21 protein-coding genes are annotated in these 24,832 nt (G+C 70.4%); 18 read left to right on the plus strand and 3 right to left on the minus strand.

From position 1 onward, the window contains the following. The first annotated feature begins 16 nt into the window (after positions 1-16). The 6 genes from ABXJ52_RS03910 (at position 17) to ABXJ52_RS03935 (ending at position 7,764) form a co-directional block, all read left to right on the plus strand. The gene (locus ABXJ52_RS03910) at positions 17-952 is read left to right on the plus strand and encodes a sugar ABC transporter permease (protein ID WP_367039165.1); all 936 of its coding nucleotides are present in this window, start codon (positions 17-19) and stop codon (positions 950-952) included. Between the two features lie 32 nt (positions 953-984). Next, positions 985-1,812 (plus strand): carbohydrate ABC transporter permease, encoded by an 828-nt coding sequence (locus tag ABXJ52_RS03915; RefSeq protein ID WP_367039167.1) that lies wholly within the window; start codon positions 985-987, stop codon positions 1,810-1,812. Next, complete coding sequence (locus tag ABXJ52_RS03920; RefSeq protein WP_367039168.1) at positions 1,809-2,858, plus strand: LacI family DNA-binding transcriptional regulator; 1,050 nt, start codon at positions 1,809-1,811, stop codon at positions 2,856-2,858. The genes ABXJ52_RS03915 and ABXJ52_RS03920 overlap by 4 nt, the downstream gene beginning before the upstream one ends. A 53-nt stretch (positions 2,859-2,911) precedes the next feature. Continuing rightward, positions 2,912-4,846 (plus strand): cellulase family glycosylhydrolase, encoded by a 1,935-nt coding sequence (locus tag ABXJ52_RS03925; protein WP_367039170.1) that lies wholly within the window; start codon positions 2,912-2,914, stop codon positions 4,844-4,846. Then, the gene (locus ABXJ52_RS03930; RefSeq protein ID WP_367039172.1) at positions 4,843-7,149 is read left to right on the plus strand and encodes a glycoside hydrolase family 3 N-terminal domain-containing protein; all 2,307 of its coding nucleotides are present in this window, start codon (positions 4,843-4,845) and stop codon (positions 7,147-7,149) included. The genes ABXJ52_RS03925 and ABXJ52_RS03930 overlap by 4 nt, the downstream gene beginning before the upstream one ends. Positions 7,150-7,242: 93 nt before the next feature. Then, positions 7,243-7,764, plus strand: coding sequence for a methylated-DNA--[protein]-cysteine S-methyltransferase (locus ABXJ52_RS03935; RefSeq protein WP_367039174.1), 522 nt, complete (start codon positions 7,243-7,245; stop codon positions 7,762-7,764). A 19-nt stretch (positions 7,765-7,783) separates the two neighbouring features. Here the strand turns inward: ABXJ52_RS03935 and ABXJ52_RS03940 are convergent, their stop codons facing one another. Further along, a complete protein-coding gene (locus ABXJ52_RS03940; RefSeq protein ID WP_367039177.1) occupies positions 7,784-8,554 on the minus strand; it encodes an IclR family transcriptional regulator in 771 nt (256 codons plus the stop codon). 276 nt (positions 8,555-8,830) lie between these two features. Between ABXJ52_RS03940 and ABXJ52_RS03945 the strand changes: the two genes are divergently transcribed. The 10 genes from ABXJ52_RS03945 (at position 8,831) to araD (ending at position 20,739) form a co-directional block, all read left to right on the plus strand. Then, positions 8,831-9,991 carry a mandelate racemase/muconate lactonizing enzyme family protein gene (locus tag ABXJ52_RS03945; RefSeq protein ID WP_367039180.1) on the plus strand — a complete coding sequence of 387 codons (1,161 nt, stop codon included), beginning with the start codon at positions 8,831-8,833 and terminating at the stop codon, positions 9,989-9,991. Beyond that, complete coding sequence (locus ABXJ52_RS03950; RefSeq protein ID WP_367039184.1) at positions 9,988-11,025, plus strand: alcohol dehydrogenase catalytic domain-containing protein; 1,038 nt, start codon at positions 9,988-9,990, stop codon at positions 11,023-11,025. The genes ABXJ52_RS03945 and ABXJ52_RS03950 overlap by 4 nt, the downstream gene beginning before the upstream one ends. A 94-nt stretch (positions 11,026-11,119) precedes the next feature. Beyond that, the gene (locus tag ABXJ52_RS03955; RefSeq protein WP_367039187.1) at positions 11,120-12,088 is read left to right on the plus strand and encodes a hypothetical protein; all 969 of its coding nucleotides are present in this window, start codon (positions 11,120-11,122) and stop codon (positions 12,086-12,088) included. Positions 12,089-12,091: 3 nt separating this feature from the next. Next, positions 12,092-13,213 carry a multiple monosaccharide ABC transporter substrate-binding protein gene (gene chvE, locus ABXJ52_RS03960; protein ID WP_367039189.1) on the plus strand — a complete coding sequence of 374 codons (1,122 nt, stop codon included), beginning with the start codon at positions 12,092-12,094 and terminating at the stop codon, positions 13,211-13,213. Between the two features lie 17 nt (positions 13,214-13,230). Beyond that, positions 13,231-14,769: a multiple monosaccharide ABC transporter ATP-binding protein gene (gene mmsA / locus ABXJ52_RS03965; protein WP_367048794.1), complete on the plus strand. Its 1,539-nt coding sequence runs from the start codon at positions 13,231-13,233 to the stop codon at positions 14,767-14,769. A 10-nt stretch (positions 14,770-14,779) separates the two neighbouring features. Further along, positions 14,780-16,009 carry a multiple monosaccharide ABC transporter permease gene (mmsB, locus tag ABXJ52_RS03970; RefSeq protein ID WP_367039192.1) on the plus strand — a complete coding sequence of 410 codons (1,230 nt, stop codon included), beginning with the start codon at positions 14,780-14,782 and terminating at the stop codon, positions 16,007-16,009. A 103-nt stretch (positions 16,010-16,112) separates the two neighbouring features. Further along, positions 16,113-17,267, plus strand: a complete 1,155-nt coding sequence (locus ABXJ52_RS03975) for an aldose epimerase family protein (RefSeq protein ID WP_367039194.1) — start codon at positions 16,113-16,115, stop codon at positions 17,265-17,267. A gap of 189 nt (positions 17,268-17,456) precedes the next feature. After that, complete coding sequence (locus ABXJ52_RS03980; RefSeq protein ID WP_367039196.1) at positions 17,457-18,101, plus strand: GntR family transcriptional regulator; 645 nt, start codon at positions 17,457-17,459, stop codon at positions 18,099-18,101. Further along, a complete protein-coding gene (locus ABXJ52_RS03985; protein WP_367039198.1) occupies positions 18,098-19,027 on the plus strand; it encodes a dihydrodipicolinate synthase family protein in 930 nt (309 codons plus the stop codon). Before ABXJ52_RS03980 ends, ABXJ52_RS03985 begins: the two co-directional genes overlap by 4 nt. Further along, on the plus strand, positions 19,024-20,739 hold the full coding sequence (gene araD / locus ABXJ52_RS03990; protein WP_367039200.1) for an L-arabinonate dehydratase: 1,716 nt from the start codon (positions 19,024-19,026) through the stop codon (positions 20,737-20,739). Before ABXJ52_RS03985 ends, araD begins: the two co-directional genes overlap by 4 nt. A gap of 67 nt (positions 20,740-20,806) precedes the next feature. On the opposite strand, the gene ABXJ52_RS03995 is transcribed toward araD, so the two are convergent. Further along, complete coding sequence (locus ABXJ52_RS03995; RefSeq protein WP_367039202.1) at positions 20,807-22,027, minus strand: MFS transporter; 1,221 nt, start codon at positions 22,025-22,027, stop codon at positions 20,807-20,809. Between the two features lie 412 nt (positions 22,028-22,439). Between ABXJ52_RS03995 and ABXJ52_RS04000 the strand changes: the two genes are divergently transcribed. Continuing rightward, positions 22,440-23,036: a hypothetical protein gene (locus tag ABXJ52_RS04000; protein WP_367039203.1), complete on the plus strand. Its 597-nt coding sequence runs from the start codon at positions 22,440-22,442 to the stop codon at positions 23,034-23,036. Positions 23,037-23,111: 75 nt separating this feature from the next. After that, entirely contained in the window at positions 23,112-23,237 is a 126-nt protein-coding gene (locus ABXJ52_RS04005; RefSeq protein WP_367039205.1) for a hypothetical protein, read from the plus strand. Between the two features lie 43 nt (positions 23,238-23,280). Here ABXJ52_RS04005 and ABXJ52_RS04010 read toward each other — a convergent pair whose 3' ends face one another. Beyond that, positions 23,281-24,798, minus strand: coding sequence for an alpha-N-arabinofuranosidase (locus tag ABXJ52_RS04010; RefSeq protein ID WP_367039207.1), 1,518 nt, complete (start codon positions 24,796-24,798; stop codon positions 23,281-23,283). Between the last annotated feature and the right edge of the window lie 34 nt (positions 24,799-24,832).

The following is a 24,832-nucleotide window of genomic DNA, read 5'->3' on the forward strand; positions in this document are numbered from 1 at the left end:
CTGGGAGTCACCCGAGATGACGACAACGATGTCGACGCCGGGCGGGACCGACGTCCGCCCCGCTGCCTCCGCCGAGCCCCCGATCCGCGCACGCCGCCAGGAAGGCGGCACGATCCTCGCCGTCCCCGCCCTGATCTGGTACCTGGTCTTCATGGTCGGGCCGATGATCGCGATCTTCGTGATCGCGGCCCTGCGCTGGCCGGGCATGCTCCAGCCCGTCTCGTTCGCCGGGTTCGACAACGTCCGCACGGTCTTCGACGACCCGGTGCTCTGGGACGCCGTGCGCAATACGGCGGTCCAGCTGGCCGTTGCGCTGCCGGTCATGATCGTGTGCGCGTACATGCTGGGCTACTACGTGGCGCAGAAGCCGCCGGGGCACCGTGTCCTGCGCTACCTCCTCTTCATACCCGGCCTGATCTCCACCCCGGCCAAGGCGATGGTTTTCTACGCCGCCCTGTCCCCCGACGGCCTGGTCAACGGCGCGCTGAAGTCGGTGGGGCTCGGCTCGGTGACCGACGCCTGGCTGGCCTCCCCCTCGACGGCGCTCGCCTGTCTGATCGTGCTCGACATCTGGGGCGGGATCGGCTTCACCGCCGTCCTGTTCGCCGCGCGGCTCGGCAGCGTGCCCGAGGAGCTCGGCGAGGCGGCGCAGCTGGACGGCGCCGGGCACTGGCGGACGATGTGGGGCGTGCACTTCCCGGTCATCCGCGAGTACGTGGGCGTGGTGACGATGCTGCAGTTCCTCTGGACGTTCTTCGGGTCGGCCCAGCACGTCCTGCTCCTTACGCAGGGCGGCCCCGGCAGCTCGTCGACCACGCTGTCCTTCCTCGTCTACCAGAAGGCGTTCATCGCGGCCGACCTCGGCTACAGCCAGACCGTCGGCGTGCTCCTCTTCCTGGTCGGTCTCGTCGGCCTGCTCACCATCCGCCGCGCGTTCCGCCAGAACTACTGACGCCGCCAGACCCCTGATCGGAGCCGGTCACCTTGAAGCACGGAAAGTCCTGGCTGCCCGCGCACATCCTGGCGTGGGCGTACGCGGCGCTGCTCGTCGTCCCCCTCTACTACCTGCTCGCCTCGGCCTTCAAGACGAACGAGCAGATCTTCGCGAGCCCCTTCTCCCTGCCCACCTCACTGTCCTTCGGCAACTTCGACACCGCCTTCGAGAGCGCCGATCTGGGGCTCGCGGTCGTCAACTCGGCTCTGGTGACGTCCTTTTCGCTGGTCCTGACGCTGGGCCTGGCGATTCCGGCCGCCTTCGCGATCGCCCGCGCGACGGGCCCGCTCGGCGCGTTCGTGGAGAAGGTCTTCTCGCTGGGCTTCCTCATCCCGACGTTCGCCGCGCTCTTCCCGACGTTCCTGCTCGCGGCGGCCACCGGTCTGTTCCACACGCGCATGTTCATGGTGCTCTTCCTGCCCGCCACCGCGATGCCGCTGTCCGTCGTCATCCTGGTGCAGTTCATGCGGACCATCCCCAAGGAGATGGAGGAGGCGGCGCGGATGGACGGCGCCTCCACCTTCGCGGTCCTGCGCCACGTCTATACGCCGATGTGCCTGCCCGGCATCGCGACGGTGCTGCTCCTGAACTTCCTGACGTTCTGGAACGAGTATCTGTACTCGCTCGTGATCATCGGCCCCGACCCGTCCCAGCGCACCGTGCAGGTCGCCCTGCCCACCCTCAAGTCCCTGACGGGGACGGATTACGGGGTGCTGACCGCCGGTACGGTACTGACTCTCGTACCGGTATGGGCCGTCTACACGGTGCTGCAGAAGCGGATGCAGCAGGCTCTCGTCAGTGGGGCGGTGAAGATGTGAACGGGTCGGAAGCATCCAGGAGGGACAGCGGCGGGCGCCCCACGATCAAGGCCGTCGCCGCGGCGGCCGGGGTCTCCACGGCAGCCGTCTCGCAGGCCTTCAACGCCAAGGGCCGCATCTCCGAGGCCACCCGGCGCCGCATCCTGGACGCCGCCGCCGAGCTCGGCTGGTCGCCCAGCGCGACGGCCACGGCGCTGCGCAGCGCGCGGACCCGCACGCTGGCCCTGGTCGTGCGCCGCCCCACCGACGTGCTCGGCGCGGACCCGCACTTCGGCGAGCTGATCACCGGCCTGGAGGGCGAACTCGCCCCGCGCGGCTATGGCTTGCTGCTCCACCTGGTCACGGATGTGGCGGAGGAGAGCGCGCTGTACGAGCGCCTGGCCGCCGAGGGCCGCGTCGACGGCGCCGTCCTGACCGACGCCCGCGCCGACGACCCCCGCCCGCCGCTGCTGCGCGGTCTCGGTCTGCCCGCGGTGCTGCTCGGCGCGCCCCACCCGGACACGCCCGTGCCCACCGTGGGTCTGGGCGACCAGGGCGCCGGCATACACGAAGCCGTGGACCACCTCATGGGGCTCGGCCACCGGCGCATCGCCTATGTGTCGGGGCCCGGCGAACTGCTGCACACGGGACAGCGCCGCGCGGTCTTCGAAGAGACGTTGCGGAGCAAGGGAGTTGAACCGGTCGCCGTCCTGAGCACCGACTTCTCCGAGGCGGCGGCCGTCACCGCGACCGAGGAGCTGCTCGGCATGGCGGAGCGCCCCACCGCCGTCATGTACGCGAACGACTCCATGGCGGTGTGCGGTATCGGCGCCGCTCAGCGCTCCGGCCTTCGCGTCCCGGAGGACCTGTCCGTCGTCGGCTACGACAACCTCCCGATCGGCCGCTGGCTGCATCCGCGTCTGACGACCGTCGACCAGCAGGTCCAGCGGGTCGGCGCGGCTGCCGCGCGGGCGCTGCTCGCCCAGTGCGGTGAGGACGTGCCGCACGTCCCTCTCGACGACCGGCCGCGTCTTGTCGTCCGCGAGTCGACGGGGCCCGCCCACTGACCGCCGCTTCTGATCACCTCTCCACCCCCGTACGGAAAGACCTGAGTACCCCCATGCGACGCCACAGCGCCCACCTCACCCATGACTCCGCCGTCCTGCCCTGGATCGGCGCCAACTTCTGGTCCCGCACCGGCGGTCCGCTGATGTGGCGGAACTACGACCCGAAGACGGTCCGCGAGGAACTGGCCGTGCTGCGCGAGCACGGCCTGACCATGACCCGCTCGTTCTTCTACTGGCCGGACTTCCACCCCGAGCCGCACCGCATCGACGAGGAGCTGTGCGAGCGCTTCCGTGACTTCCTCGACGCCCACACCGAGTTGGGGATGGGCACGGTCCCCACCTTCATCGTCGGGCACATGTCCGGCGAGAACTGGGACCCGGCGTGGCGCGGGGGCCGCGACCTCTACGAGGACGTGTGGCTGGTCGGCCGCCAGGCGTGGTTCGTGTCGCAGATGACGCGCCGCTTCAAGGACCACGCGGGGGTCACCGGCTGGCTCATCACCAACGAGATGCCGGGCTACGGCCGCGTCTACCAGGTGGATCCGCCGTCGAGCGACGTCGTCACCGCCTGGGCGCAGTTCATGTGCGACGCGGTGCGCGCCGCGGGCGGCACACAGCCGGTCTCGCTCGGCGACGGCGCGTGGGGCATCGAGGTGACGGGCCGCGACAACGGCTTCTCGCTGCGGGACACCGCCGAGTACGTCGATTTCGTGGGCCCCCATGTGTACCGCTCGGACACGGACCGCGTACGTCAGCACTACCGCGCCGCGTTCGAGTGCGAGCTGGCCGCCGTCACCGAACAGCCGGTGATCCTGGAGGAGTTCGGCCTCTCGACGGACACCGTGTCGGCCGAGAACGCGGGGATCTACTACCGCCAGACGCTCCACAACTCCCTCCTCGGCGGCGCGACCGGCTGGATGGCCTGGAACAACACCGACTACGACGACCTGTGGGACCAGTCGCCGTACGACCACCACCCCTTCGAGATGCACTTCGGCATCACGGACAGCACCGGCGCCCCGAAGGCCCCGCTCGTCGAACTCCACTCGTTCTCACGGGTGTTGGAGCAGGTCGACTTCGCCCACTGCCGGCGCTCGGACGCGGACGCGGCGCTCGTCGTGCCCGCGTTCCTGGAGCGCGGCTACCCCTACAGCCGCCCCGCCGACCGACCCCTGATCTTCACGTCCCTCCATCAGGGGTACGTCGCCGCGCGCGGGGCCGATCTGCCGGTGGCGCTCACGCGGGAGGCGGACGGGCTCCCCGGAGAGGCCACGCTGTATCTCCTGCCGTCCACGCGGCAGTTGACGACCCGTACGCGGCGCGAGCTGGAGCGGCGGGCCCGCGAGGGCGCCACCGTGTACCTGTCGTTCTGCTCCGGCGAGCACCCCGGGACGCGCGGCCCGTGGTTCGACGGCCTGGACGGCCTCTTCGGGGTCGAGCTCCAGCTCTCGTACGGGGTGGCCGAACCCATCGAGGACGACGTTCTCGAGCTGACGTTCACCGAGGAGTTCGGCGCCATCGCGGCGGGCGAGACACTGCGCTTCCCGGTGGCGGGCAACGAGGACAGCCGTGCCTACCTGCCGGTGGTCCCGACGAGCGCGCGCGTGGTGGCGAAGGACGCGCACGGCCGCCCGGCGCTGCTGGTGCACGAGACGGGCCGCGGCCGTACGGTCCTTGCCACTTACCCCCTGGAGCACATGGCCGCGCGCACGGCCCGCGTCAACCCGGAGCAGACGCACCGGCTCTACGCGGCGCTGGCTCAACTGGCGGGCGTTGAGCGCCCGGTCACGGTCGACAGCCCGTATGTCTCGGCGGACGTCCTGGTGCACGAGGACGGGCGGCGGTTCGTGTGGCTGGTCGGCCAGTCGGAGGAGGAGCTGACGGTGCGCCCGGCGGTGGACGGTTCGCTGCACGACCTGGAGACGGGAGAGGCGGTGGAGGAGGTGCGGCTCGCCCCGTTCGGCGTGCGCGTCCTCGAACAGCGGTGAGCGCGCCCCTGTACCGGGACGCCGCAGCCCCGGTCGCCGACCGGGTGCGGGACCTGCTCTCCCGGATGACGCTCACCGAGAAGGTGGGCCAGGTCAACCAGCGGATGTACGGCTGGGACGCCTACGAGCGGACGGCGGGCGCCCAGGAAGGTCACCGCCTGACGGACGCCTTCCGTGCCGAGGTCGCCGCGTTCGACGGGATGGGCGCGCTGTACGGACTGCAGCGCGCCGACCCGTGGTCGGGAGTGACGTTCGCCGACGGCATCACGGCGGCGGACGCGGCGCGGGTCGCCGACTCGGTGCAGCGGCACGTCGTCTCCCACACCCGGCTCGGCATCCCGGTACTCCTGGTCGAGGAGGTCCCGCACGGCCACCAGGCCCTGGACGGCACCGTCCTGCCGGTGAACCTCGCGGTGGGAGCGACCTGGGACCCGGATCTGTACGAGGCAGCGGCGGCGGGCGCGGCGGCCGAGCTGCGCGCCAGGGGCGCCCACGTCGCGCTCGTCCCGGCGCTGGACCTGGTGCGCGACCCGCGCTGGGGCCGCGCGGAGGAGTGCTTCGGCGAGGACCCCTACCTGGCGGCGCGGTTCACCCAGGCTCTGGTGCGGGGCATGCAGGGGCACGGCACCTCGTACGCCCCGGACCGGGCCGCGGTCGTGCTCAAGCACTTCGCCGGGCAGGGCGCGACGGTCGGCGGGCGCAACAGCGCGGCCACGGAGCTGGGCCCGCGCGAGCTCCACGAGATCCACCTGGTCGCGGCGCGGGCGGGCGTACGCGCCGGGGCCGCGGGCGTCATGGCCGCGTACAACGAGTTCGACGGTCTGCCGTGCGCGGCCAACCGCGAGCTGCTCACCGGTCTGCTGCGCGAGCGCTGGGGGTTCACCGGCCTGGTCATGGCCGACGGGTGCGCCCTCGACCGTCTCGTGCGCCTCACCGGAGACCCTGTGTCGGCGGGCGCGCTCGCCCTGAACGCGGGCACGGATCTGAGCCTGTGGGACGGCTGCTTCCCGCGGCTCGCGGAGGCGGTGGAGCGCGGCCTGGCCTCCGAGCACGCACTGGACGCCGCGGTCGCCCGCGTCCTGACGCTGAAGTTCCAACTGGGCCTCTTTGAGCGCCCCTACGTCGTCGAAGCGCCGCAACCACAGGCCCGCCAGGCCGAGTTGAGCGAACGCCTGGCCCGCGAGTCGATCGTCCTGCTGAGCCATGACGGCGCCACTCTCCCCCTGGCCGCTCCACCCCGCATCGCTGTCATCGGCCCCAACGCCGACTCGCTCCCGCAGCAGCTCGGCGACTACACCGCGCCGCAGCGCCCCGGCACCGGGCTCACCGTCCTCGACGGCATCAGGGCGGTCGCGCCGCCGGGCGTCGAGGTGACGTACGCGCGAGGGTGCGATCTCGTCGGCGGCGACCAGGGCGGGATCGCGGACGCGGTGGCGCTGGCCGCCGGCGCCGACACGGCCGTGCTCGTGCTCGGCGGGTCCAGCGCGCGGGAGGCCGACACGCGCTTCGACAGCAACGGGGCGGCGATCGTCGCCTCCGGAGCTCCGGCGGGGATGACGTGCGGAGAGGGAGTCGACCTCGCGGAACTGAGCCTCCCGTCAGGTCAGTTGGCGCTGCTCGACGCAGTGGCCGCCACCGGCACCCCCGTCGTCGTGGTCCTCGTCCAGGGGCGGCCGCATGCCGTTCCGGAGCTTGCGGGGCGGGCCCGTGCCGTGCTCTCGGCCTGGTACCCGGGGCCGTGGGGCGGGCGGGCGCTCGCCGACGTGCTCTTCGGGCGCGCGGAGCCCGTCGGGCGCCTGCCCGTCTCCGTGCCGCGTTCGGCGGCCCAGCTCCCGGTGTTCTACAACGCCAAGGATCACGGCTACCGGGGCTACGTGGACCAGCCCGCCACCGCGCTGCACGCCTTCGGCCACGGGCTCTCGTACACGACCGTCGAGTACGGGGAGCCACGGCTCTCTCGCACGAAGGCCTCGGTCGGCGATCCGGCCCTCACCTGCACGGTCACCGTGCGGAACACGGGTGCGCGTGCCGTGCGGGAGACCGTGCAGCTCTATGTGCGCCGCCTGGCGGGGTCCGGTTCCTGGCCGCGCGTCCGTGAGCTGCGGGGTTTCGCGCGGGTCGACCTGGACCCCGGCGAAAGCGCCGATGTCGCCTTCGTAGTGGAGGCGGATACGCTTGCCTCGCTGGACCGCGCCACGGAGTACGTCGTGGAGCCGGGCGAGATCCTCCTGGAGACAGGTCCTTCCTCCGACCGTACGCAGGGCGCCCGGCTGACCCTGACGCCGGCCGTGGCGCACCCGTGAGCGCCACGTCCGAATCCCGCCAGCCGCACGCCCCGGCACCCCGCAGAATTGGGGTGTCACCGGGGATGGGCCCCCGGGCAGAGGGAGTATCTGATGAGCAAGGTCACGGCAGCCAAGGCCGTCTACACGACCGTCGACAGCCCGCTGGGCGAGCTGCTGCTGGTCGGCGAGAAGTCGGCCACCGCGAACGGCGGCACCGCGCTGGCCTCGCTGTCCCTGCCCGGACAGAAGGGCGGCGAGGTCGTCCAGGACGGGTGGGGACGGGACGACGAGGCCTTCGACGTGATCGCCGGGCAGCTGCGCGCGTACTTCGCCGGGACGCTTCAGCACTTCGACATCGAGTACGTGAGCGGCGTCGGCACCGACTTCCAGGAGCGGGTCTGGCATGCCCTCGAAAGCCTCCCGTACGGCACGACCACCACGTACGGGAAACTCGCCGCGCAGCTCGGCGTCTCGCGCCCCGCGGTCCGCGCCCTGGGCACGGCCATCGGGCGCAATCCGCTGCTCGTCGTCCGCCCCTGCCACCGGGTCATCGGCGCCGACGGCTCGCTGAGCGGGTACGCGGGCGGCCTGGAGGCCAAGCGGCGGCTCCTGGACCTGGAGTCGGGGAGCTAGGGCCGTTCTGCCCGGCCGGTCAGCGTCCGCCCCGGTGGCCCAGGCGCTCCGAGAGGTCGTCCGCACCCTTGGCCGCGAGTTCGGCCAGCTCGTGTTCGCGCTGCTCGCTCCAGCGGATCATCGGCACGGAGATGGAGAGGGCCGCGACGACGTGGCCCGCGCTGTCGCGGACCGGGGCGGCCACACAGCTCACGTCCGGGTTGGACTCACGGTGTTCGGCCGCGACGCCTCGCTCCCGGATGTCGGCGAGCGCGGAAAGCAGCGCGTCCGGCTCCGTGATGCTGTTCTGCGTCATCGCCACCAACTCCCGCCCCGCGAGACGGGATTCGAGCTCCGTCTGCGGCAGTGAGGCGAGCAGCATCTTGCCGACCGACGTGCAGTGGGCGGGCAGCTTGCGGCCCGCGGCGGAGACCATGCGCACGGCGTGCGTGGAGTCCACCTTGGCGATGTAGATGACGTCCGTGTCCTCCAGGACCGCCACGTGGACCGTCTCGTCACAGGTCTCGGCGACCTCGCGGGCCACCTGCTGACCCTCGGCGGCGAGGTCGAGCTGCTCGGCGTACCGGCTGCCGAGCTGGTAGGCGCGAACGCCGAGGCGGTAGCGGCCCGCCTGCTCCGGGCTCTGGACGAGGTACGAACGGGCGGCGAGGGTGGTGAGCAGTTCGTGCACGGTGGTGCGCGGCAGCTGCAGTCTGCGGGTGACCTCGGGGGCGGACAGTGTTCCGTCGCCCTCCAGGAACAGCTCCAGTATGTCCAGCGCCCTGGTCACCGCGGGAACGAGTCGTCCCATGGTCGGCCTCCCACCCGGTGCGTCCGAAGTCGCGTCCGCGAATTCACTGCGTCCACTCCGCGAGTGCACCGTGGATGCGTCCGAAACTTCGGTCAACGATCGATATGACGAACACAGGCTAGCCACAGCGACGTTCGATGCGCAATGGCCCGAGGGACTCCTGCGAACCCAAGACCGTTTCGCGCGACCCATTGACACCCTGCCGCCTGCGTGAATACGGTCACGCCAACATTTCGAACGTGTGACGAAATACCGAACAACCAAGGGGCAACTGCCTTGCGTATTACGGGAATCAGCACGCACGTGGTGGGAACGCCGTGGCGCAATCTCACCTACGTCCAGGTCCACACCGACGAAGGACTCACCGGGGTCGGCGAGACCCGCATGCTCGGCCGCACCGACGCACTCATCGGCTACCTCCGCGAAGCGGCGGCCAACCACATTGTGGGGTCCGATCCGTTCGCGGTCGAGGACCTCGTGCGGAAGATGAAGTACGGCGACTACGGCCGGGCCGGCGAGATCGTCATGTCGGGCATCGCCTGTGTGGAGATGGCCTGTTGGGACATCAAGGGCAAGGCCCTCGGTGTGCCGGTCTGGCAGCTGCTCGGCGGGAAGGTGACCGACAGGGTCAAGGCGTACGCGAACGGCTGGTACACCACCGAGCGCACTCCGGAGGCGTACCACAAGGCGGCGCTGGCCGTGGTCGAGAAGGGCTACCGCGCCCTGAAGATCGACCCGTTCGGGACCGGCCACTTCGAGCTCGACCAGGCCGGCACCTCCTACGCGGTCTCGCTGATCGAGGCCGTGCGGGACGCGATCGGCCCCGACGCCGAGCTGATGCTGGAGATGCACGGGCGGTTCAGCCCCTCGACCGCTGTGCGCCTGGCCCGGGAGATGGCGCCGTTCAGGCCCGCCTGGCTGGAGGAGCCGGTGCCGCCGGAGAACCTCAAGGCACTGGAGAAGGTCGCCGCCAAGGTGGACATGCCGATCGCCACCGGCGAACGCATCCACGACCGGATCGAGTTCCGCGAGCTCTTCGAGTCCCAGGCCGCCGACATCATCCAGCCTGACCTCGGTCACATCGGCGGCATCCTGGAGACCCGCAAGCTGGCCGCGACCGCAGAGACGCACTACACCCTGGTCGCCCCGCACAACGTGGGCGGTTCGGTGCTCACGGCCGCCTCGCTGCAACTGGCCGCCTGCACACCCAACTTCAAGATCCTGGAGCACTTCAACGACTTCGCGGACGCGGAGATCAAGAAGGTGGTCAAGGGGGCGCCGCAGGTGGTCGACGGCTACTTCGAGGTGTCGCACGAGCCGGGCCTCGGTGTCGAGCTCGACACGGACGCGGCGGCCGAGTTCCCGCAACAGCAGGCGCGGTTCGACCTCTGGGCCGAGGGCTGGGAGAAGCGCGCCCCCAAGGCGGCCGGGAAGTGAGCACCGACTCACACGCGCTCACCGGCTCGCGTGCGATCGTCGTCGACCGGCCGGGCTCGCACCGGCTCACGGCCGGGGCGCGGCCCGAGCCGGGCCCCGGTGAGGTCGTGGTCCGGGTGGCCGCCGCCGGGATCTGCATGAGCGACCGCGAGGTGTACGACGGTCATCGCGACGCCGCCTACGTCCGCTACCCCGTGGTCCCCGGGCACGAGTGGTCCGGCACCGTCGAGGCCACCGGCGCGGGCGTCGACCCGGCTCTCGTCGGGCAGAAGACGGTCGCGGAGGGGTTCCGTGCCTGCGGCACCTGTGAGCGGTGCCGCGAGGGCGAGACGAGCCTGTGCGGCGGCGGATACGCGGAGACCGGCTTCACCGAGCCCGGCGCCTTCGCCGACCATGTGGCCGTGCCCGCCCGCCTGTTGCACCTGCTGCACCCGGAGGCGGACCTGGCAGCGGCGGCCCTGCTCGAACCCGCCGCGGTCATCGCGGGCGCGGTGCGGGCGGGGCGTCCGAGGCCGGGCGAGCGGATCGCGGTGGTCGGCGCCGGCACCCTCGGAATGCTCACGGTGCAGCTGCTCGCCGCATCATCGCCCGGCGAGCTCGTCGTGGTCGACCCGCGGGCCGAGCGCGGCCGCCAGGCGTTGGACTTCGGGGCGAGCGAGAGTCTGACGCCCGCCGAGGCCGAGGCGTACCACGGCCGTTTCGACCTGGTCGTGGAGACCGCGGGCGCACCGAGCACGGCCGCGTCCTCCTGCCTCCTCGCGCGCCGGGGCGGCCGGGTGGTGCTGACCGGCATGTTCACACCGGGCGCCGTCGGCATCGATCCGGTGCACCTCTCGCTGAGCCAGCTTCAGGTGCGCAGTGTCTTCGGCGCGCCGTCCTGCGCCTGGTCGGACGCGGTCCGCGTGTTCGGACTCGGCTTGCTCGACCCGGCACCGCTCATCACGCACGAGTTCCCGCTGGAGCGGTTCGGCGAGGCGGTGGCGCTGGTCGGCGGCGGCGACCCGAAGACCGGGAAGGTGCTGCTCCGCCCCTGAGACGCCCCCGCGGACGACGTGACACGCAGTCCTCTTGAACCGACCACCGTACGAAATATCGAACACAGCGGAATTCACAGCGTATGGGAGCCCCGTGACCAGCCCGTCAGCACCCCGCCGCCCCGGCGTCGACACCCTCGCCCGCATCGGGCACCCCGTACCCGCCATCGACCCGGCCGACGCGTCGCCGCACGCGTTCCCCGACGGCGGCACCTGGCGCACCGAGATCCCCTCCGTGGAGGGGCCCGAGGCGCTCGCCGTCGTCCTCAAGGAGAGTTCGCGGCTCGACGTTCCGGTTCACCGGATCAGCCAGGGCAGCGGCGTCTGGATGCTCTCGGACGACGAGATCACCGAGATGGTGGAGGCCTGCGCCGAGCGGGACATCGAGCTCTGCCTGTTCACCGGGCCTCGCGGGACCTGGGACATCGGCGCCGGGACCCGCACCGACTCCGGCGGCGCCGGTCTTCGCTCGCGCGGCCATGACGCACTCGCCGGGTGCGTCGAAGACGCCGTACGGGCAACGGAGTTGGGGGTGCGCTGTCTGCTCGTCGCCGACGAGGGCGTGCTGTGGACGCTGCACCGGCTGCGGGTCGCGGGCGTGCTTCCCGCCGACACGACCTTCAAGGTGTCGGCCCTGATCGGCCCGGTCAACCCGGCCTCGTACGCGGTCTACGAGCGGCTCGGCGCGGACTCCCTCAACATCCCCTCCGACCTGACCCTTGACCACATCACGGAGATCCGCGGGGCCAGCCGCGCCCCGATGGACCTGTACGTCGAGGCGCCCGACGACCTCGGCGGCTACGTCCGGATGTACGAGGCGGCGGAGCTGATCAGGCGCGGCGCCCCGCTCTACCTCAAGTTCGGCCTGAGCAAGTCCCCCGGCATCTACCCCTACGGTGCCCACCTGCGCGAGCACACCCTGGCCACCGCCCGTGAGCGGGTCCGCCGCGGCCGTCTCGCCCTCGACCTGCTGGCCCGGCACGGCGCGGACGGCGGGATGTCCCCGCTCGGCGCACGACTGCCCGGCGAGCTCCAGCGCTTCCCCGTCCCGGAAGGGGACTGATCCATGAGCGACCACACCTCCAGAAAAGTGCGTCTCACCGCAGCCGCGGCCACCGTAGTGCTGCTCGGCTCGCTGACCGCCTGCGGCCAGGAGGCCCTGGGCGGCAGCCGCTACAAGCCGGACGAGGGCAAGGGCAGCACCATCGGACTCGCCATGCCCACCAAGTCCTCCGAGCGGTGGATAGCCGACGGCAACAACATGGCGAAGCAGTTCGAGAAGGCCGGGTACAAGACCGATCTGCAGTACGGCGACGACAAGGTCGAGAACCAGATCGCCCAGCTGGAGAACATGATCACCAAGGGGCGCAGTCTCCTGGTGGTCGCCGCCATCGACGGCTCCGCGCTCTCCGAGGTGCTTCAGCGCGCGGCCGACGCGGACATTCCCGTGATCTCGTACGACCGCCTCATCCTCGGCACGGAGAACGTCGACTACTACGCGTCGTTCGACAACGAGCGCGTCGGCCGCCTGGAGGCCCAGTACATCGTCGACAAACTGAAGCTGGGCAAGCCCGAGAAGGGCGGCGACGCGCACAACATCGAGCTGTTCGCGGGCTCGCCGGACGACAACAACACCAAGTACTTCTGGAACGGCGCCATGAAGGTGCTCCAGCCGTACTTCGACAGCGGCCAGCTCGTCGTCCGCAGCAAGCAGACGAAGATGAACCAGGCCACCACGCTGCGCTGGGACGGCGGCACCGCGCAGAAGCGCATGGACGACCTGATCAGCAAGAACTACGGCTCCGCGAAGGTCGACGCGGTCCTCTCGCCGTACGACGGGATCTCGATCGGGATCATCTCCGCGCTGAAGAGCGCGGGGTACGGCTCCAAGAGCCAGCCGCTGCCGATCATCACGGGACAGGACGCGGAGCTCGCTTCGGTGAAGTCCATCATCCGCGGTGAGCAGACGCAGACGGTGTTCAAGGACACCCGCAAGCTGGCCGCTCAGACGGTGTCCATGGGCGACGCGGTCCTGAACGACAAGAAGCCGAAGGTCAACAACACCAAGGACTACAACAACGGCAAGAAAACCGTGCCGTCCTTCCTCCTCGACCCGGTCAGCATCGACAAGTCGAACACCCAACTCCTGGTGGACGAGGGCTACTTCAAGGCCGGGCAGCTCTCGTGAGCGGGCCCGTACTGGAGATGCGCGGCATCACCAAGACGTTCCCCGGCGTCAAGGCGCTCTCCGATGTGAACCTGACCGTGGGCGCCGGGGAGATCCACGCGATCTGCGGCGAGAACGGCGCGGGCAAGTCGACGCTGATGAAGGTCCTCAGCGGCGTTCACGAGCACGGCAGTTACGACGGTGAGATCCACTTCGAGGGCCGGCCGGTGGCCTTCAAGGACATCCGTGCCAGCGAGAAGCACGGCATCGTGATCATCCATCAGGAGCTGGCGCTCGTCCCGTACCTGTCCATCGCCGAGAACATCTTCCTGGGCAACGAACAGAGCACCCGCGGCTTCATCGACTGGAACGACACGCTGCGCAGGGCGAGCACCCTGCTCAAGCGGGTCGGCCTGAGCGAGAAGCCGCAGACTCCGGTCGCCGACATCGGCGTGGGCAAGCAGCAGCTCGTGGAGATCGCCAAAGCCCTGTCGAAGGAGGTGAAGCTGCTCATCCTCGACGAGCCGACGGCCGCCCTGAACGACGAGGACAGCGCGAAGCTCCTCGACCTCATCCTGGAGCTGCGCGACCAGGGCATCGCCTGCATCATCATCTCGCACAAGCTGAACGAGATCAGGGCGATCACCGACTCGGTGACGATCCTGCGCGACGGGCGGACCATCGAGACCCTGACGGTCCGTGAGACCCCCGCGTCCGACCCGCAGGTGGCCGAGGACCGCATCATTCGCGGCATGGTCGGCCGCGACCTCGACCACCGCTTCCCCGACCGCACGCCCTACGAGGGGGAGGACGCCGGGTCGCTCGCCCTGTCCATCGAGGGCTGGACGGTGCGGCACCCGGTCGACCACCACCGCAAGGTCGTCGACGACGTGTCGCTCACCGTGCGGCGCGGCGAGATCGTCGGCATCGCGGGCCTGATGGGCGCGGGCCGCACGGAGCTCGCGATGTCCGTATTCGGGCGCTCCTACGGGCAGTACGTCGCGGGCACGGTGGCGGTCGGCGGGCGCGAGGTCGTGACGAAGAACGTGCCCGCGGCGGTCGACGCCGGGATCGCGTACGTCACCGAGGACCGCAAGCAGTACGGCCTCAACCTCATCGACAACATCAACCGCAACATCTCCCTGGCCTCACTGCCGGGCATGCGGCGCAAGGACGGCTTCGTCGACGAGCACCGCGAACGCTCCGTCTCCGAGCGTTACCGCAAGTCGATGAACATCAAGGCCCCCACCGTGTTCGAGCAGGTGGGGCGGCTTTCGGGCGGCAATCAGCAGAAGGTCGTCCTGAGCAAGTGGATCCACGCCGACCCCGAGGTCCTGATCCTCGACGAGCCGACGCGCGGCATCGACATCGGCGCGAAGTACGAGATCTACACCGTCATCGACAAGCTGGCGGCCTCGGGCAAGGCGGTGCTGTTCATCTCCTCCGAACTGCCCGAGCTGCTCGGGATGTGCGACCGGATCTACACGATGGCCGAGGGCAGGCTGACCGGTGAGGTCGACCGCGCGGACGCCACCCAGGAACTCCTGATGCGCCACATGACCAAGAACAGAAGCTGAGGCATCCGCCATGACCACCACGACCACGCCACCGAGCGACACGTCGTCGAAGCCGTCCGCCATGGAGTCCGCCGGGGCTCTGCTGCTGCGGAGCGTGCGCTCCAACATGCGCCAGTACGGCATGCTCGTCGCCCTGGCCTTCATCGTCATCCTGTTCCAGATCTGGACCGACGGCACGCTGCTCCTGCCGAACAACGTGTCCAACCTGATCCAGCAGAACGGCTACATCCTCATCCTGGCCATCGGCATGATGATCGTCATCATCGCCGGCCACATCGACCTGTCCGTCGGCTCGCTGGTCGCCTTCGTCGGCGCCATGTCCGCGGTGATGATGGTCAAACACGACATGCCGTGGGTGCTCGCCCTGGTCCTTTCGCTGCTGATCGGCGCGGTCGCCGGCGCGTGGCAGGGCTTCTTCATCGCCTACGTCGGCATCCCGTCGTTCATCGTGACGCTGGCCGGGATGCTGCTCTTCCGCGGTCTCACGCAGATCGTCCTGGAGGGCCAGTCGCTCTCGCCGTTCCCCGAGGGCTTCCAGAACATCGCCAAGGGGTTCATCCCCGAGATGGGCCCGTACACGCAGTACCACAACCCGACGCTGGTGCTCGGCCTGGTGACGGTCGCCTTCCTGCTGTTCCGTGAATGGCGCAGCCGCAAGCAGCAGTTGGCCTACGACCTCGACGTGACGCCGACGGGCCTGTGGGTGGCCAAGCTGGTGGCGATCACCGCCGCCGTCGTCGCCTTCACGCTGACCCTCGCCAGCTTCCACGGCGTTCCCGTCGTGCTGCTCATCATGTGCGGGCTGCTGATCGCCCTCGGCTACGTGATGCGCAACGCGGTCGTCGGCCGCCATGTCTACGCGCTCGGCGGCAACAAGGCGGCGGCGAAGCTGTCCGGAGTCAAGGACAAGCGCGTCACCTTCCTGATCTTCGTCAACATGGGCGTCCTTGCCGCCCTCGCGGGCTGTGTGTACGCGGCGCGGCTGAACGCGGGCACCCCGCAGGCGGGCCTGAACTTCGAGCTGGAGGCGATCGCGGCCTCGTTCATCGGCGGCGCGTCGATGAGCGGCGGTGTCGGCACGGTGATGGGCGCCGTGATCGGCGGCCTGGTGCTCGGCGTCCTGAACAACGGCATGTCCCTGGTCAACATAGGCACCGACTACCAGCAGGTCATCAAGGGCCTGGTGCTGCTGGCCGCGGTCGGCTTCGACGTCTGGAACAAGCGGAAGGTGGGGCGCTGAGCCCCAGGTGACCGACCACGCCTCCCCCTGGATCCATCGCACCGCAGATCGCCCTTCGGGCTCGTCCTCAAACGCCGGACGGGCTGAGAATCAGGAGCCGCACATGGATACGAGCAGACGTACCGTCCTGGCCTCGGCCGCTGCCGTGGGCCTCACCGCCGCCGGCGCGGGCGCCTCGTACGCGTCACCGGGTTCCGGCCGTACGCCCACCAAGGAACTCTTCGGCAAGCTGGCCGACGGCACCAAGGTGTACCGCTGGTCCCTCGCCAACGGCGGCACCCGGATGAAGGTGCTTTCGTACGGCGGCATCGTGCAGTCCCTCGAACTCCCGGACCGGCACGGCCGGTACACCAACGTCTCCCTCGGCTACGACACCATCGAGGCGTACGTCGCCGGTACCACCTTCTTCGGCGCGCTGATCGGCCGCTACGGCAACCGCATCGCCAAGGGCCGCTTCTCGCTGGACGGCAGGACCCACCAGCTCTCCGTGAACGACGGGGAGAACAGCCTGCACGGCGGGGCCAAGGGCTTCGACACGCGGGTGTGGGACGTCGAGCCGTTCGCGGACTCCACGGGCGTGGGTGTCGTCCTGCGGTACGTGAGCGTCGACGGCGAGATGGGTTACCCGGGGACCCTGCGCATGAAGGTGACGTACACCCTCACCGCCCGCGGCGACTGGCGCATCGACTACGCGGCGACCACGGACAAGGCCACCGTGGTGAACCTGACGAACCACACGTACTACAACCTCGCGGGCGAGGGCAGCGGGGACATTCTGGACCACGAACTAACCCTGGCGGCAGCCCGGTTCACGCCGACCGACGCCGGTCTCATCCCGACGGGCGATCTTGCGAAGGTGGCGGGCACGCCGTTCGACTTCCGGCGCGCGAAGACGGTGGGCGAGGACATCCGGGTCTCGCACCCGCAGCTGGTGACCGCCAAGGGCTTCGACCACAACTGGGTCCTGGACAAGGGCATCACCAAGCGCCCCGAACACTTCGCGACGCTGCGGGACCCGGGGTCGGGTCGCACCCTTGAGGTCGCCACGACCGAGCCGGGCGTGCAGTTCTACTCCGGGAACTTCCTGGACGGCACGCTCACCGGGCCTTCGGGGCGCACCTACCGGCAGGGTGACGGCCTGTGCCTGGAGACCCAGCACTTCCCGGACTCCCCGAACCAGCCGAAGTTCCCCTCGACGGTGCTGCGCCCCGGCCAGACCTACCGGTCCAGCACGGTGCACACCTTCTCGGCGCGCTGAGCAGCGATGCGGTACGGCCATGGTGGCCGTACCGCATCGCTGTGTTCCGGCCCGCAACGAGTATTCCTGCGCGAGACGTTGACGTGAGCCGGTCGGCACTCTAGCTTCATCGCGTCGTACTTCGTACGTCATATATGAGACGCGATACGCGATGACTGCACGACGGCTGCACGACGACTGAGAGCAACGATGACCTTTGCGCCCCACCCCATCCCCTCGCGCACGCAGTACGTGCTCGATGCGGTCAAGCACCGCATCCTCACCGGGCAGTTGGCCCCAGGCCAGCCCCTCGTCGAGACCGAGCTCGCCGCCCAGTTCGCCGTCTCCAAGACACCCGTGCGGGAAGCGCTGAAGACACTCGCCGGGACCGGTCTCGTCGTGATGAGCCAGTTCAAGGGCGCCACCGTGCGCATGGTGGACGCGGCCATGGCCCAGGAGGTCTACGACGTACGCCTGCTGCTCGAACCGGAAGCGCTGCGGCGCACCGTCCGCAGCGGCGCCCTCCTGGACGAGGCGCGCGACGCACTGGAGCGTGCGGACAGCGCGGCGGACGCCGCCGAACGCTCCCTGGCCAACCGGGAGTTCCACCGCGCGCTGTACGTCCCCTGCGGCAATCCGCTGCTGTCCCGGATGCTCGACGACGTGCGCGACCAGGCGGCCCTGGTCTCCGCCGTCGCCTGGGCGACGCTGCCGTCCTGGGAGCGGGAGGCGGCCGAGCACCGGGAGATCCTGCGGCTCGCGCTCGCCGGGGATGCCGACGCGGCGGCGAGCGGACTCCACGACCACATCGCCTCGTTCGTGCGGCGTGCGTTCCCGGAGGGGGAGCTCTCATGACCGGGCCCAGCCACCCCACCTCCCGTTTCGACGCACTGCGTTCGGCCATCGCCGATGTCGTCGCGATCCCGGTGACGCCGTTCGCCGAGGACGGCTCCGTGGCCCGGGACACCTACCGTGCACTGCTCCGGCGTCTGACCGACGGCGGAGTACGCACTCTCACGCCGAACGGGAACACCGGCGAGTTCTACGCCCTGAGCCCCGACGAGCGGCGCCTGGTCGCCGAGTTGGCCATGGAGGAGGCGGGCCGCAGCGGTGCCTTCGTCCTCGTCGGTGTCGGTCATGACCTGTCGACGGCCATCGCCGCCGCGGAGCACGCACGTGACGTCGGCGCACACATGGTGATGGTCCACCAGCCCGTGCATCCCTACGTGTCCCAGGACGGCTGGGTCGACTACCACCGTGCCGTCGCCGACGCCGTACCCGAGCTCGGCGTCGTCCCGTACATCCGCGACCCCCGTCTCACCGGTCAACGCCTCGCGGAGCTGGGTGAGTTGTGCCCGAACGTGATCGGCGCGAAGTACGCGACGCCGGACGCCGCCGCGTTCGCCGCGTTCGCCCGGGACGCCGGGATCGGACGCTTCGTGTGGGTGGCGGGGCTCGCCGAGCTGTACGCGCCCGCGTACTGGGCCGTCGGCGCCACCGGCTTCACGTCGGGTCTGGTCAACGTCGCGCCCGAGGTGTCCCTGAGCATGCTCCGGGCCCTGCGGGCGGGCGACTATCCGGCGGCCATGGACGTCTGGGAGCGGATCCGGCGCTTCGAGGAGCTGCGCGCCGCCGACCAGTCGGCGGACAACGTCACCGTCGTCAAGGAGGCCCTCGCCGCGCTCGGTCTGTGCCGTCGCGACGTGCGCCCGCCGAGCCGGGTCCTGCCCGCCGGGCGGCGCGAGGAGATAGCGGCGCTGGTGAAGGCGTGGTCGGCATGAGGCCCGAGGAGCTGCGCAGCCACCAGTGGTACGGCACGGACGGTCTGCGGTCCTTCAGCCACCGGGCGCGCACCCGGCAGCTCGGGTATCTGCCCGAGGAGCATCTGGGCAAGCCCGTGATCGCGGTCCTGAACACCTGGTCCGACATCAACCCCTGCCATGTCCATCTGCGCGACCGCGCGCAGGCGGTCAAGCGCGGGGTGTGGCAGGCGGGCGGCTTCCCCCTCGAGTTCCCCGTCTCCACGCTCTCCGAGACGTTCCAGAAGCCGACCCCGATGCTCTACCGCAATCTGCTCGCAATGGAGACCGAGGAGCTGCTGCGCTCCTATCCCGTGGACGGCGGGGTGCTGCTCGGCGGCTGCGACAAGACGACCCCCGCCCTGCTCATGGGCGCCGCGAGCGTCGATCTGCCGGCTGTCTTCGTGCCCGCGGGGCCGATGCTCCCGGGGCACTGGCGCAACGAGGTGCTCGGTTCGGGCACCGACATGTGGAAGTACTGGGACGACAAGCGCGCGGGACTCATTGGTGACTGCGAACTGGCCGAGCTGGAGAGCGGGTTGGCCCGCTCCCCCGGCCACTGCATGACCATGGGCACCGCCTCCACGCTGACCGCCGCTGCCGAGGCCCTTGGCGTGACGGTGCCCGGCGCCTCCTCCATCCCGGCGGTGGACTCCGGGCACGACCGGATGGCGGCCGCGTCCGGGATGCGGATCGTCGAACTCGTCCGCCAGGACCTGAGGTTGTCGCGGTTCCTCACCTCTGACGCCTACGAGGACGCGGTCGCCACCGTCCTCGCGCTCGGCGGCTCCACCAACGCCGTCATCCACCTGATCGCCATGGCGGGCCGCAGCGGTGTACGGCTCACGCTCGACGACTTCGACCGGATCGCGCGAACCGTGCCGGTGCTCGCCAACCTGCGCCCCGGCGGGCAGTACCTCATGGAGGACTTCCACTTCGCGGGCGGACTCCCGGCGTTCCTGGCCCAGTTGACCGACGTACTGCACCTGGAACGGCCCACAGTCGCCCATGACAGCCTGCGCGAACAGCTCGCGGGCGCCACCGTGCACAACCCCGAGGTCATCCGGCCCCGCACGAAGCCCCTGGCCGACGAGGGCGGAGTGGCCGTCCTGCGGGGCAACCTCTGCCCGGACGGCGCCGTCATCAAGCACATCGCCGCCGAGCCGCACCTGCTGCGGCACACCGGCCCCGCGGTCGTCTTCGACGACTATCGGCAGATGCAGCGCACCATCAACGACCCGGCGCTCGGCATCACCGCCGACCACGTGCTCGTGCTGCGCGGCTCCGGCCCCAAGGGCGGGCCCGGCATGCCCGAGTACGGCATGCTGCCGATCCCCGATCATCTGCTCAAGCAGGGGGTGCGCGACATGGTGCGCCTCTCCGACGCGCGGATGAGCGGCACGTCGTACGGCGCGTGCGTGCTGCACATCGCACCCGAGTCGCATGTGGGCGGCCCGCTCGCCCTCGTCCGTACTGGAGACCTGATCACCCTGGACGTCGAGGCCCGCTCACTCCATCTCGATGTGTCCGACGAGGAGTTGGCGCGCCGCAGGGAGGCGTGGGCGCCGCCTCCCGTGCGCTACGGACGCGGTTACGGCGCGCTCTACGACGAGCAGATCACCCAGGCCGACACCGGCTGCGACTTCGCGTTCCTGGCCCGCGAGGGCGAGGTCCCCGACCCGTACGTGGGCTGATCCCCGCCCCGCCTCCCGTAACTGCTGATCGCCCCGGCCGGCCTCATGGCGCTGGACTCGCCGCTCGTCACCCGCAGCCGTGTGACGAGCGGCGCTCCGGACGCGTACCGAGAGCGGGCCCATCCTTGCGTCCGGCCCCGCTGAGCCACAGCCACATCGCCGCTCCGGCGAACTGGAACGCCGCGATGCTCAGCATCAGCCCCTCCGCGCCGAGCCGTCCCGCGAACACCCCGGTCAGGGCGGCGCCGCCCGCCGACGCGCCGATCTTCAGGCTGCCGCCGGTGGTGTTGACCTGGCCGAGCCGGTCCGGGGGCGATTCGCGCTGGCGGAGCATCAGCGTCGCGGTGAAGAGCGGGCCTTCGGCCAGGCCCGCCGCCACGCAGACGCCCCACGCCCAGGGCAGCGACGGCACCGCCGCCAGCGCTGCGACGGCCGTGCCGAACCCCAGAAGCCCTGCGCTCACGGCCCGTTCGGAGTGGCCCGGCGTCAGCCACCGGGACGAGGCGAGGGCACCCACGAGGGAGCCGAGTGCGAAACAGGCAAGGAGTTGCCCGCCCGCCGCGGGGCCCGCGCCGATGTCCTGGCCGAGCAGGACCGCCGCCACCGCGAACCCGCCGTATCCGAACCAGGCGAACATCGTCGACACGGTCAGGGCCCGCAGCACCCGGTTGGCCCCGAGGACCAAGAGCCCACCCGCCACGACCTGCCCGAGCCCCGACCGTGTGCGGCCCGGCCGGACCTCCGGAGGCGGAATCCGCAGCAGGGGAAGGACGAGCAGGCCGAGCGCGGCGGTGGCCACCGTCACGATCCCGGTGTGCGCTCCGCCCGCCACGGCGGCGACCAGCGCGGCGAGGCCCGGTCCTGCGATGGCCGCGATGTTGTAGCTCGACGCCTCAAGGCCGTACGCCCGTGAGAGGCGTTCGGGAGGGACGAACCTCGGCAGCAGACTGGTGAGCGCCACCACGACCGGCTCGACGCAACCGACCACGGCGGCCACCATCAGCACGAGCACCAGCGGCGAGCGCCCCGCCGACAGCATGAGCCCGGCGATCGCGACGGTGTAGCCGCACGCCAGCGCGACCACCAGACGGCGCGGCCGGCCGGTCCGGTCAAGGGCGTGGCCGATGACCGGCCCGCTCACCACATAGGGAAGCAGCATCGCGGTCTGCACGAATCCGGCGCTCGCCGCGTCGCCGGTACGCGTCTGGACGGTGAGCACCAGCGCGGTCGCGGCCCCCTCGGCGGAAACCCTGAGCAGCGTGGCGGCCGTCAGGTGCGGGCGGAGCAACCGGGTCCCCCTGGGCGTAGACGTCAGTGCATGGACCACCCAACTCAATCACCGGCCACGGGTGTCAGGGCGACGTTCCAGAAATCGGCGTATCGCCCACCGTGGCGCAGCAGTTCGTCGTGGCTGCCTTCCTCCACGAAGGGCCACGTTGGCGGCGACGCCACGGGCGTACGCGGCGGGGTGGTGCACAGCTCGCACCCGGTCCGAACTCGCCCGCAGAATGGGCTACCTGATGGCCAGTCATTACTCGGCGGGAGGCCGGCCGAGACTCTTCGTCACAGTTCCGTCACTCAAATCGCACAAGTCCCGCCAAATACTGGGTTTTCCCGATACGGTCGTCCCCCACGAAACACCTGGGGGGCACATGTCGAACAACCAGCCACCGCCGAACCAACCGCCCTCCCCCGGGGCGATGCAACCCGGGCCCTCCGCCCCTCCCGCCCGGCCCAAGTGGGCACGAAAGCGCGTCGCGATCCCCGCCGCCCTTGTGATCCTGTTCGTGGGCATGGGGATCGGCTCCGCCGGAGGCGACGGCGACGGTGGCGCCGAGAAGGCGACGACCACCGACGCGAAGGCGCAGCCGACCGTCACCCTGACGAAGACAGCCCCGGCAAAGGACACCAAGGCGAAGGACGCCAAGGCGAAGGCGAAACCCGCACCGACCAAGACCGTCACCAAGACCCCCAAGCCCAAGGCCGAGAAGCCGGCCGAGGACGAGGCCCCCGCGGGGAAGGTCGTGTTCAAGGTGTGGGGTTCCGCGCCCTCCGGTGTCGACGTCAACTACGGCAGTGACAGTGACAGCCGTCAGGGCTCGGGCCTGCCGATGACGAAGACGCTGAAGCTGGACTCGGAGGCGCTGTACTACCACGTGTCGGCGCAGCTGACCGGCGGCGGCGACATCAACTGCTCGGTGACCGTGAACGGCCAGACGAAGAAGGGGCACGCGTCGGGCGGCTACAACATCTGCTCCGCGCAGCTCAACGGAGGAATCACCGGCGGCTGGGACTAGAGCGCGGGCGGAGCGGGGGCTCCGAATTCCTCGCGGTATAACGGGAGCCCGTGACCGCGAGGAATGGCGCCTGTGATGCTGATCGCCCTGTACTTTCCCGGAGCCGGTGCTCTCCCCCGATGGGCGCAGATCACCGTCGGCGTCGTGGTCCTGGGCCTGATCGCGGCCCGCCTCTGGCTGCACTTCCGCAGACGGCGGTAGAGCCCGGCGCAGGGCACCACCGGCCCCGGCCCTGTCGGAGTTCTCAGCCCAGCCGGATCATGTTCCACGACAGCGGCTCCAGGACGGCGTGCAGCGTGTCCTCCTGGAGTGCTGTCCCGCTGACGCCGTGCGGGGTCACGCGCTCCGGCTCCGCGAGTGTGTTGCGCGCGTCGGGGTCCGCGTCAGCGAGGGCACTGTGCTCGATGACGTCCACCAACTCGAGTCCATGCAGCGCGACTTCGAGCGGCAGCGGCTCGCTCTGGCTGCGGTTGACCGCGAAGACGGCGACGGTGCCGTCATCTGCGCGTACGGCCGTCGCGTGCACCAGGGGAACCTCGCCATACTTCCGCGTTTCGTGCGCGGGTGAGTCCACGCGTACGTCGAGCACCCTGCCGCGGCCGTGCCGCGACGCCTGCGCGAAGGGGAAGAAGGTGGTCTGCCGCCAGGCGGGCCCGCCCGGCTCGGTCAGGATCGGCGCGATGACGTTGACCAGCTGGGCCAGGCACGCGACGGCGATGCGGTCGGCGTGCCGCAGGAGGGCGATCAGGAGCGAGCCGACGACGACAGCGTCGGTGACGGTGTAGTTGTCCTCCAGGAGACGCGGCGCCTCGGGCCAGTCGCGCAGGCTCTCCTCGACCTCGGGGTGCGGCCGGGACTGGTACCAGACGTTCCACTCGTCGAAGGACAGGTTGATTTTCTTTTTGGACTTCAGGCGGGCGCCCACGTGGTCGCAGGTGGCGACGACGTTCTCGATGAAGGACTCCATGTCGACGGCGGATGCGAGGAACGAGTCCCGGTCGCCGTCGGTCTCCTCGTAGTAGGCGTGCAGGGAGATGTGGTCGACGAGATCGTAGGTCTCGGCGAGGACCGTGGCCTCCCACGCGGCGAAGGTCTCCATCGACTGGCCGGAGCTGCCGCAGGCGACCAGTTCGACGTCCGGGTCCACCTGGCGCATCGCCCGGGCGGTCTCGGCGGCCAGGCGCCCGTACTCCTCGGCGGTCTTGTGGCCGGTCTGCCACGGCCCGTCCATCTCGTTGCCCAGGCACCACAGGCGGATACCAAAGGGGTTCTTGTCGCCGTGCGCGGCGCGCAGGTCGGACAGCGCGGTCCCGGCGGGGTGGTTGGCGTACTCCTGGAGTTCCAGGGCCTGTTCGACGCCTCGCGTGCCGAGGTTCACCGCCATCATCGGTTCGGCCCGCGGGCCGATCTTGCGCAGGAAGGCGATGTACTCGGAGAGCCCGAAGCGGTTGGTCTCCGTGGAGTGCCAGGCCAGGTCGAGACGGCGCGGGCGTTCGTCGGCGGGGCCGACGGAGTCCTCCCACTTGTATCCCGAGACGAAGTTCCCGCCGGGGTAGCGCACGGCGGTCACCCCGAGTTCCCGGATCAGTCCGAGCACGTCGGTGCGCAGCCCCGTCTCGTCGGCCGCCGGGTGGCCGGGCTCGTAGATGCCGGTGTAGACGCAACGGCCGAGGTGCTCGACGAAGGAGCCGAAGAGGCGGGGGTCGACGTCGCCCACCACGAAGGCGGGGTCGAGGGTGAAGCGGGCGGTGCGGGGGGCCATGGAGAACCTTTCGGCAGTGCGTTGGGCGATGGTC

This window comes from Streptomyces sp. Je 1-332 (assembly GCF_040730185.1).
Taxonomy (GTDB): domain Bacteria; phylum Actinomycetota; class Actinomycetes; order Streptomycetales; family Streptomycetaceae; genus Streptomyces.

Coding starts and splice junctions, on each gene's coding strand:
- mmsA (WP_367048794.1), top strand. CDS start 13,231: ATGCGCGGCATCACCAAGACGTTCCCCGGCGTCAAGGCGCTCTCCGAT.
- ABXJ52_RS03935 (WP_367039174.1), top strand. CDS start 7,243: ATGAGCAAGGTCACGGCAGCCAAGGCCGTCTACACGACCGTCGACAGC.
- ABXJ52_RS04005 (WP_367039205.1), top strand. CDS start 23,112: ATGCTGATCGCCCTGTACTTTCCCGGAGCCGGTGCTCTCCCCCGATGG.
- ABXJ52_RS04000 (WP_367039203.1), top strand. CDS start 22,440: ATGCAACCCGGGCCCTCCGCCCCTCCCGCCCGGCCCAAGTGGGCACGA.
- chvE (WP_367039189.1), top strand. CDS start 12,092: ATGAGCGACCACACCTCCAGAAAAGTGCGTCTCACCGCAGCCGCGGCC.
- araD (WP_367039200.1), top strand. CDS start 19,024: ATGAGGCCCGAGGAGCTGCGCAGCCACCAGTGGTACGGCACGGACGGT.
- ABXJ52_RS03975 (WP_367039194.1), top strand. CDS start 16,113: ATGGATACGAGCAGACGTACCGTCCTGGCCTCGGCCGCTGCCGTGGGC.
- ABXJ52_RS03925 (WP_367039170.1), top strand. CDS start 2,912: ATGCGACGCCACAGCGCCCACCTCACCCATGACTCCGCCGTCCTGCCC.
- ABXJ52_RS03980 (WP_367039196.1), top strand. CDS start 17,457: ATGACCTTTGCGCCCCACCCCATCCCCTCGCGCACGCAGTACGTGCTC.
- ABXJ52_RS03985 (WP_367039198.1), top strand. CDS start 18,098: ATGACCGGGCCCAGCCACCCCACCTCCCGTTTCGACGCACTGCGTTCG.
- mmsB (WP_367039192.1), top strand. CDS start 14,780: ATGACCACCACGACCACGCCACCGAGCGACACGTCGTCGAAGCCGTCC.
- ABXJ52_RS03910 (WP_367039165.1), top strand. CDS start 17: ATGACGACAACGATGTCGACGCCGGGCGGGACCGACGTCCGCCCCGCT.
- ABXJ52_RS03940 (WP_367039177.1), bottom strand. CDS start 8,554: ATGGGACGACTCGTTCCCGCGGTGACCAGGGCGCTGGACATACTGGAG.
- ABXJ52_RS04010 (WP_367039207.1), bottom strand. CDS start 24,798: ATGGCCCCCCGCACCGCCCGCTTCACCCTCGACCCCGCCTTCGTGGTG.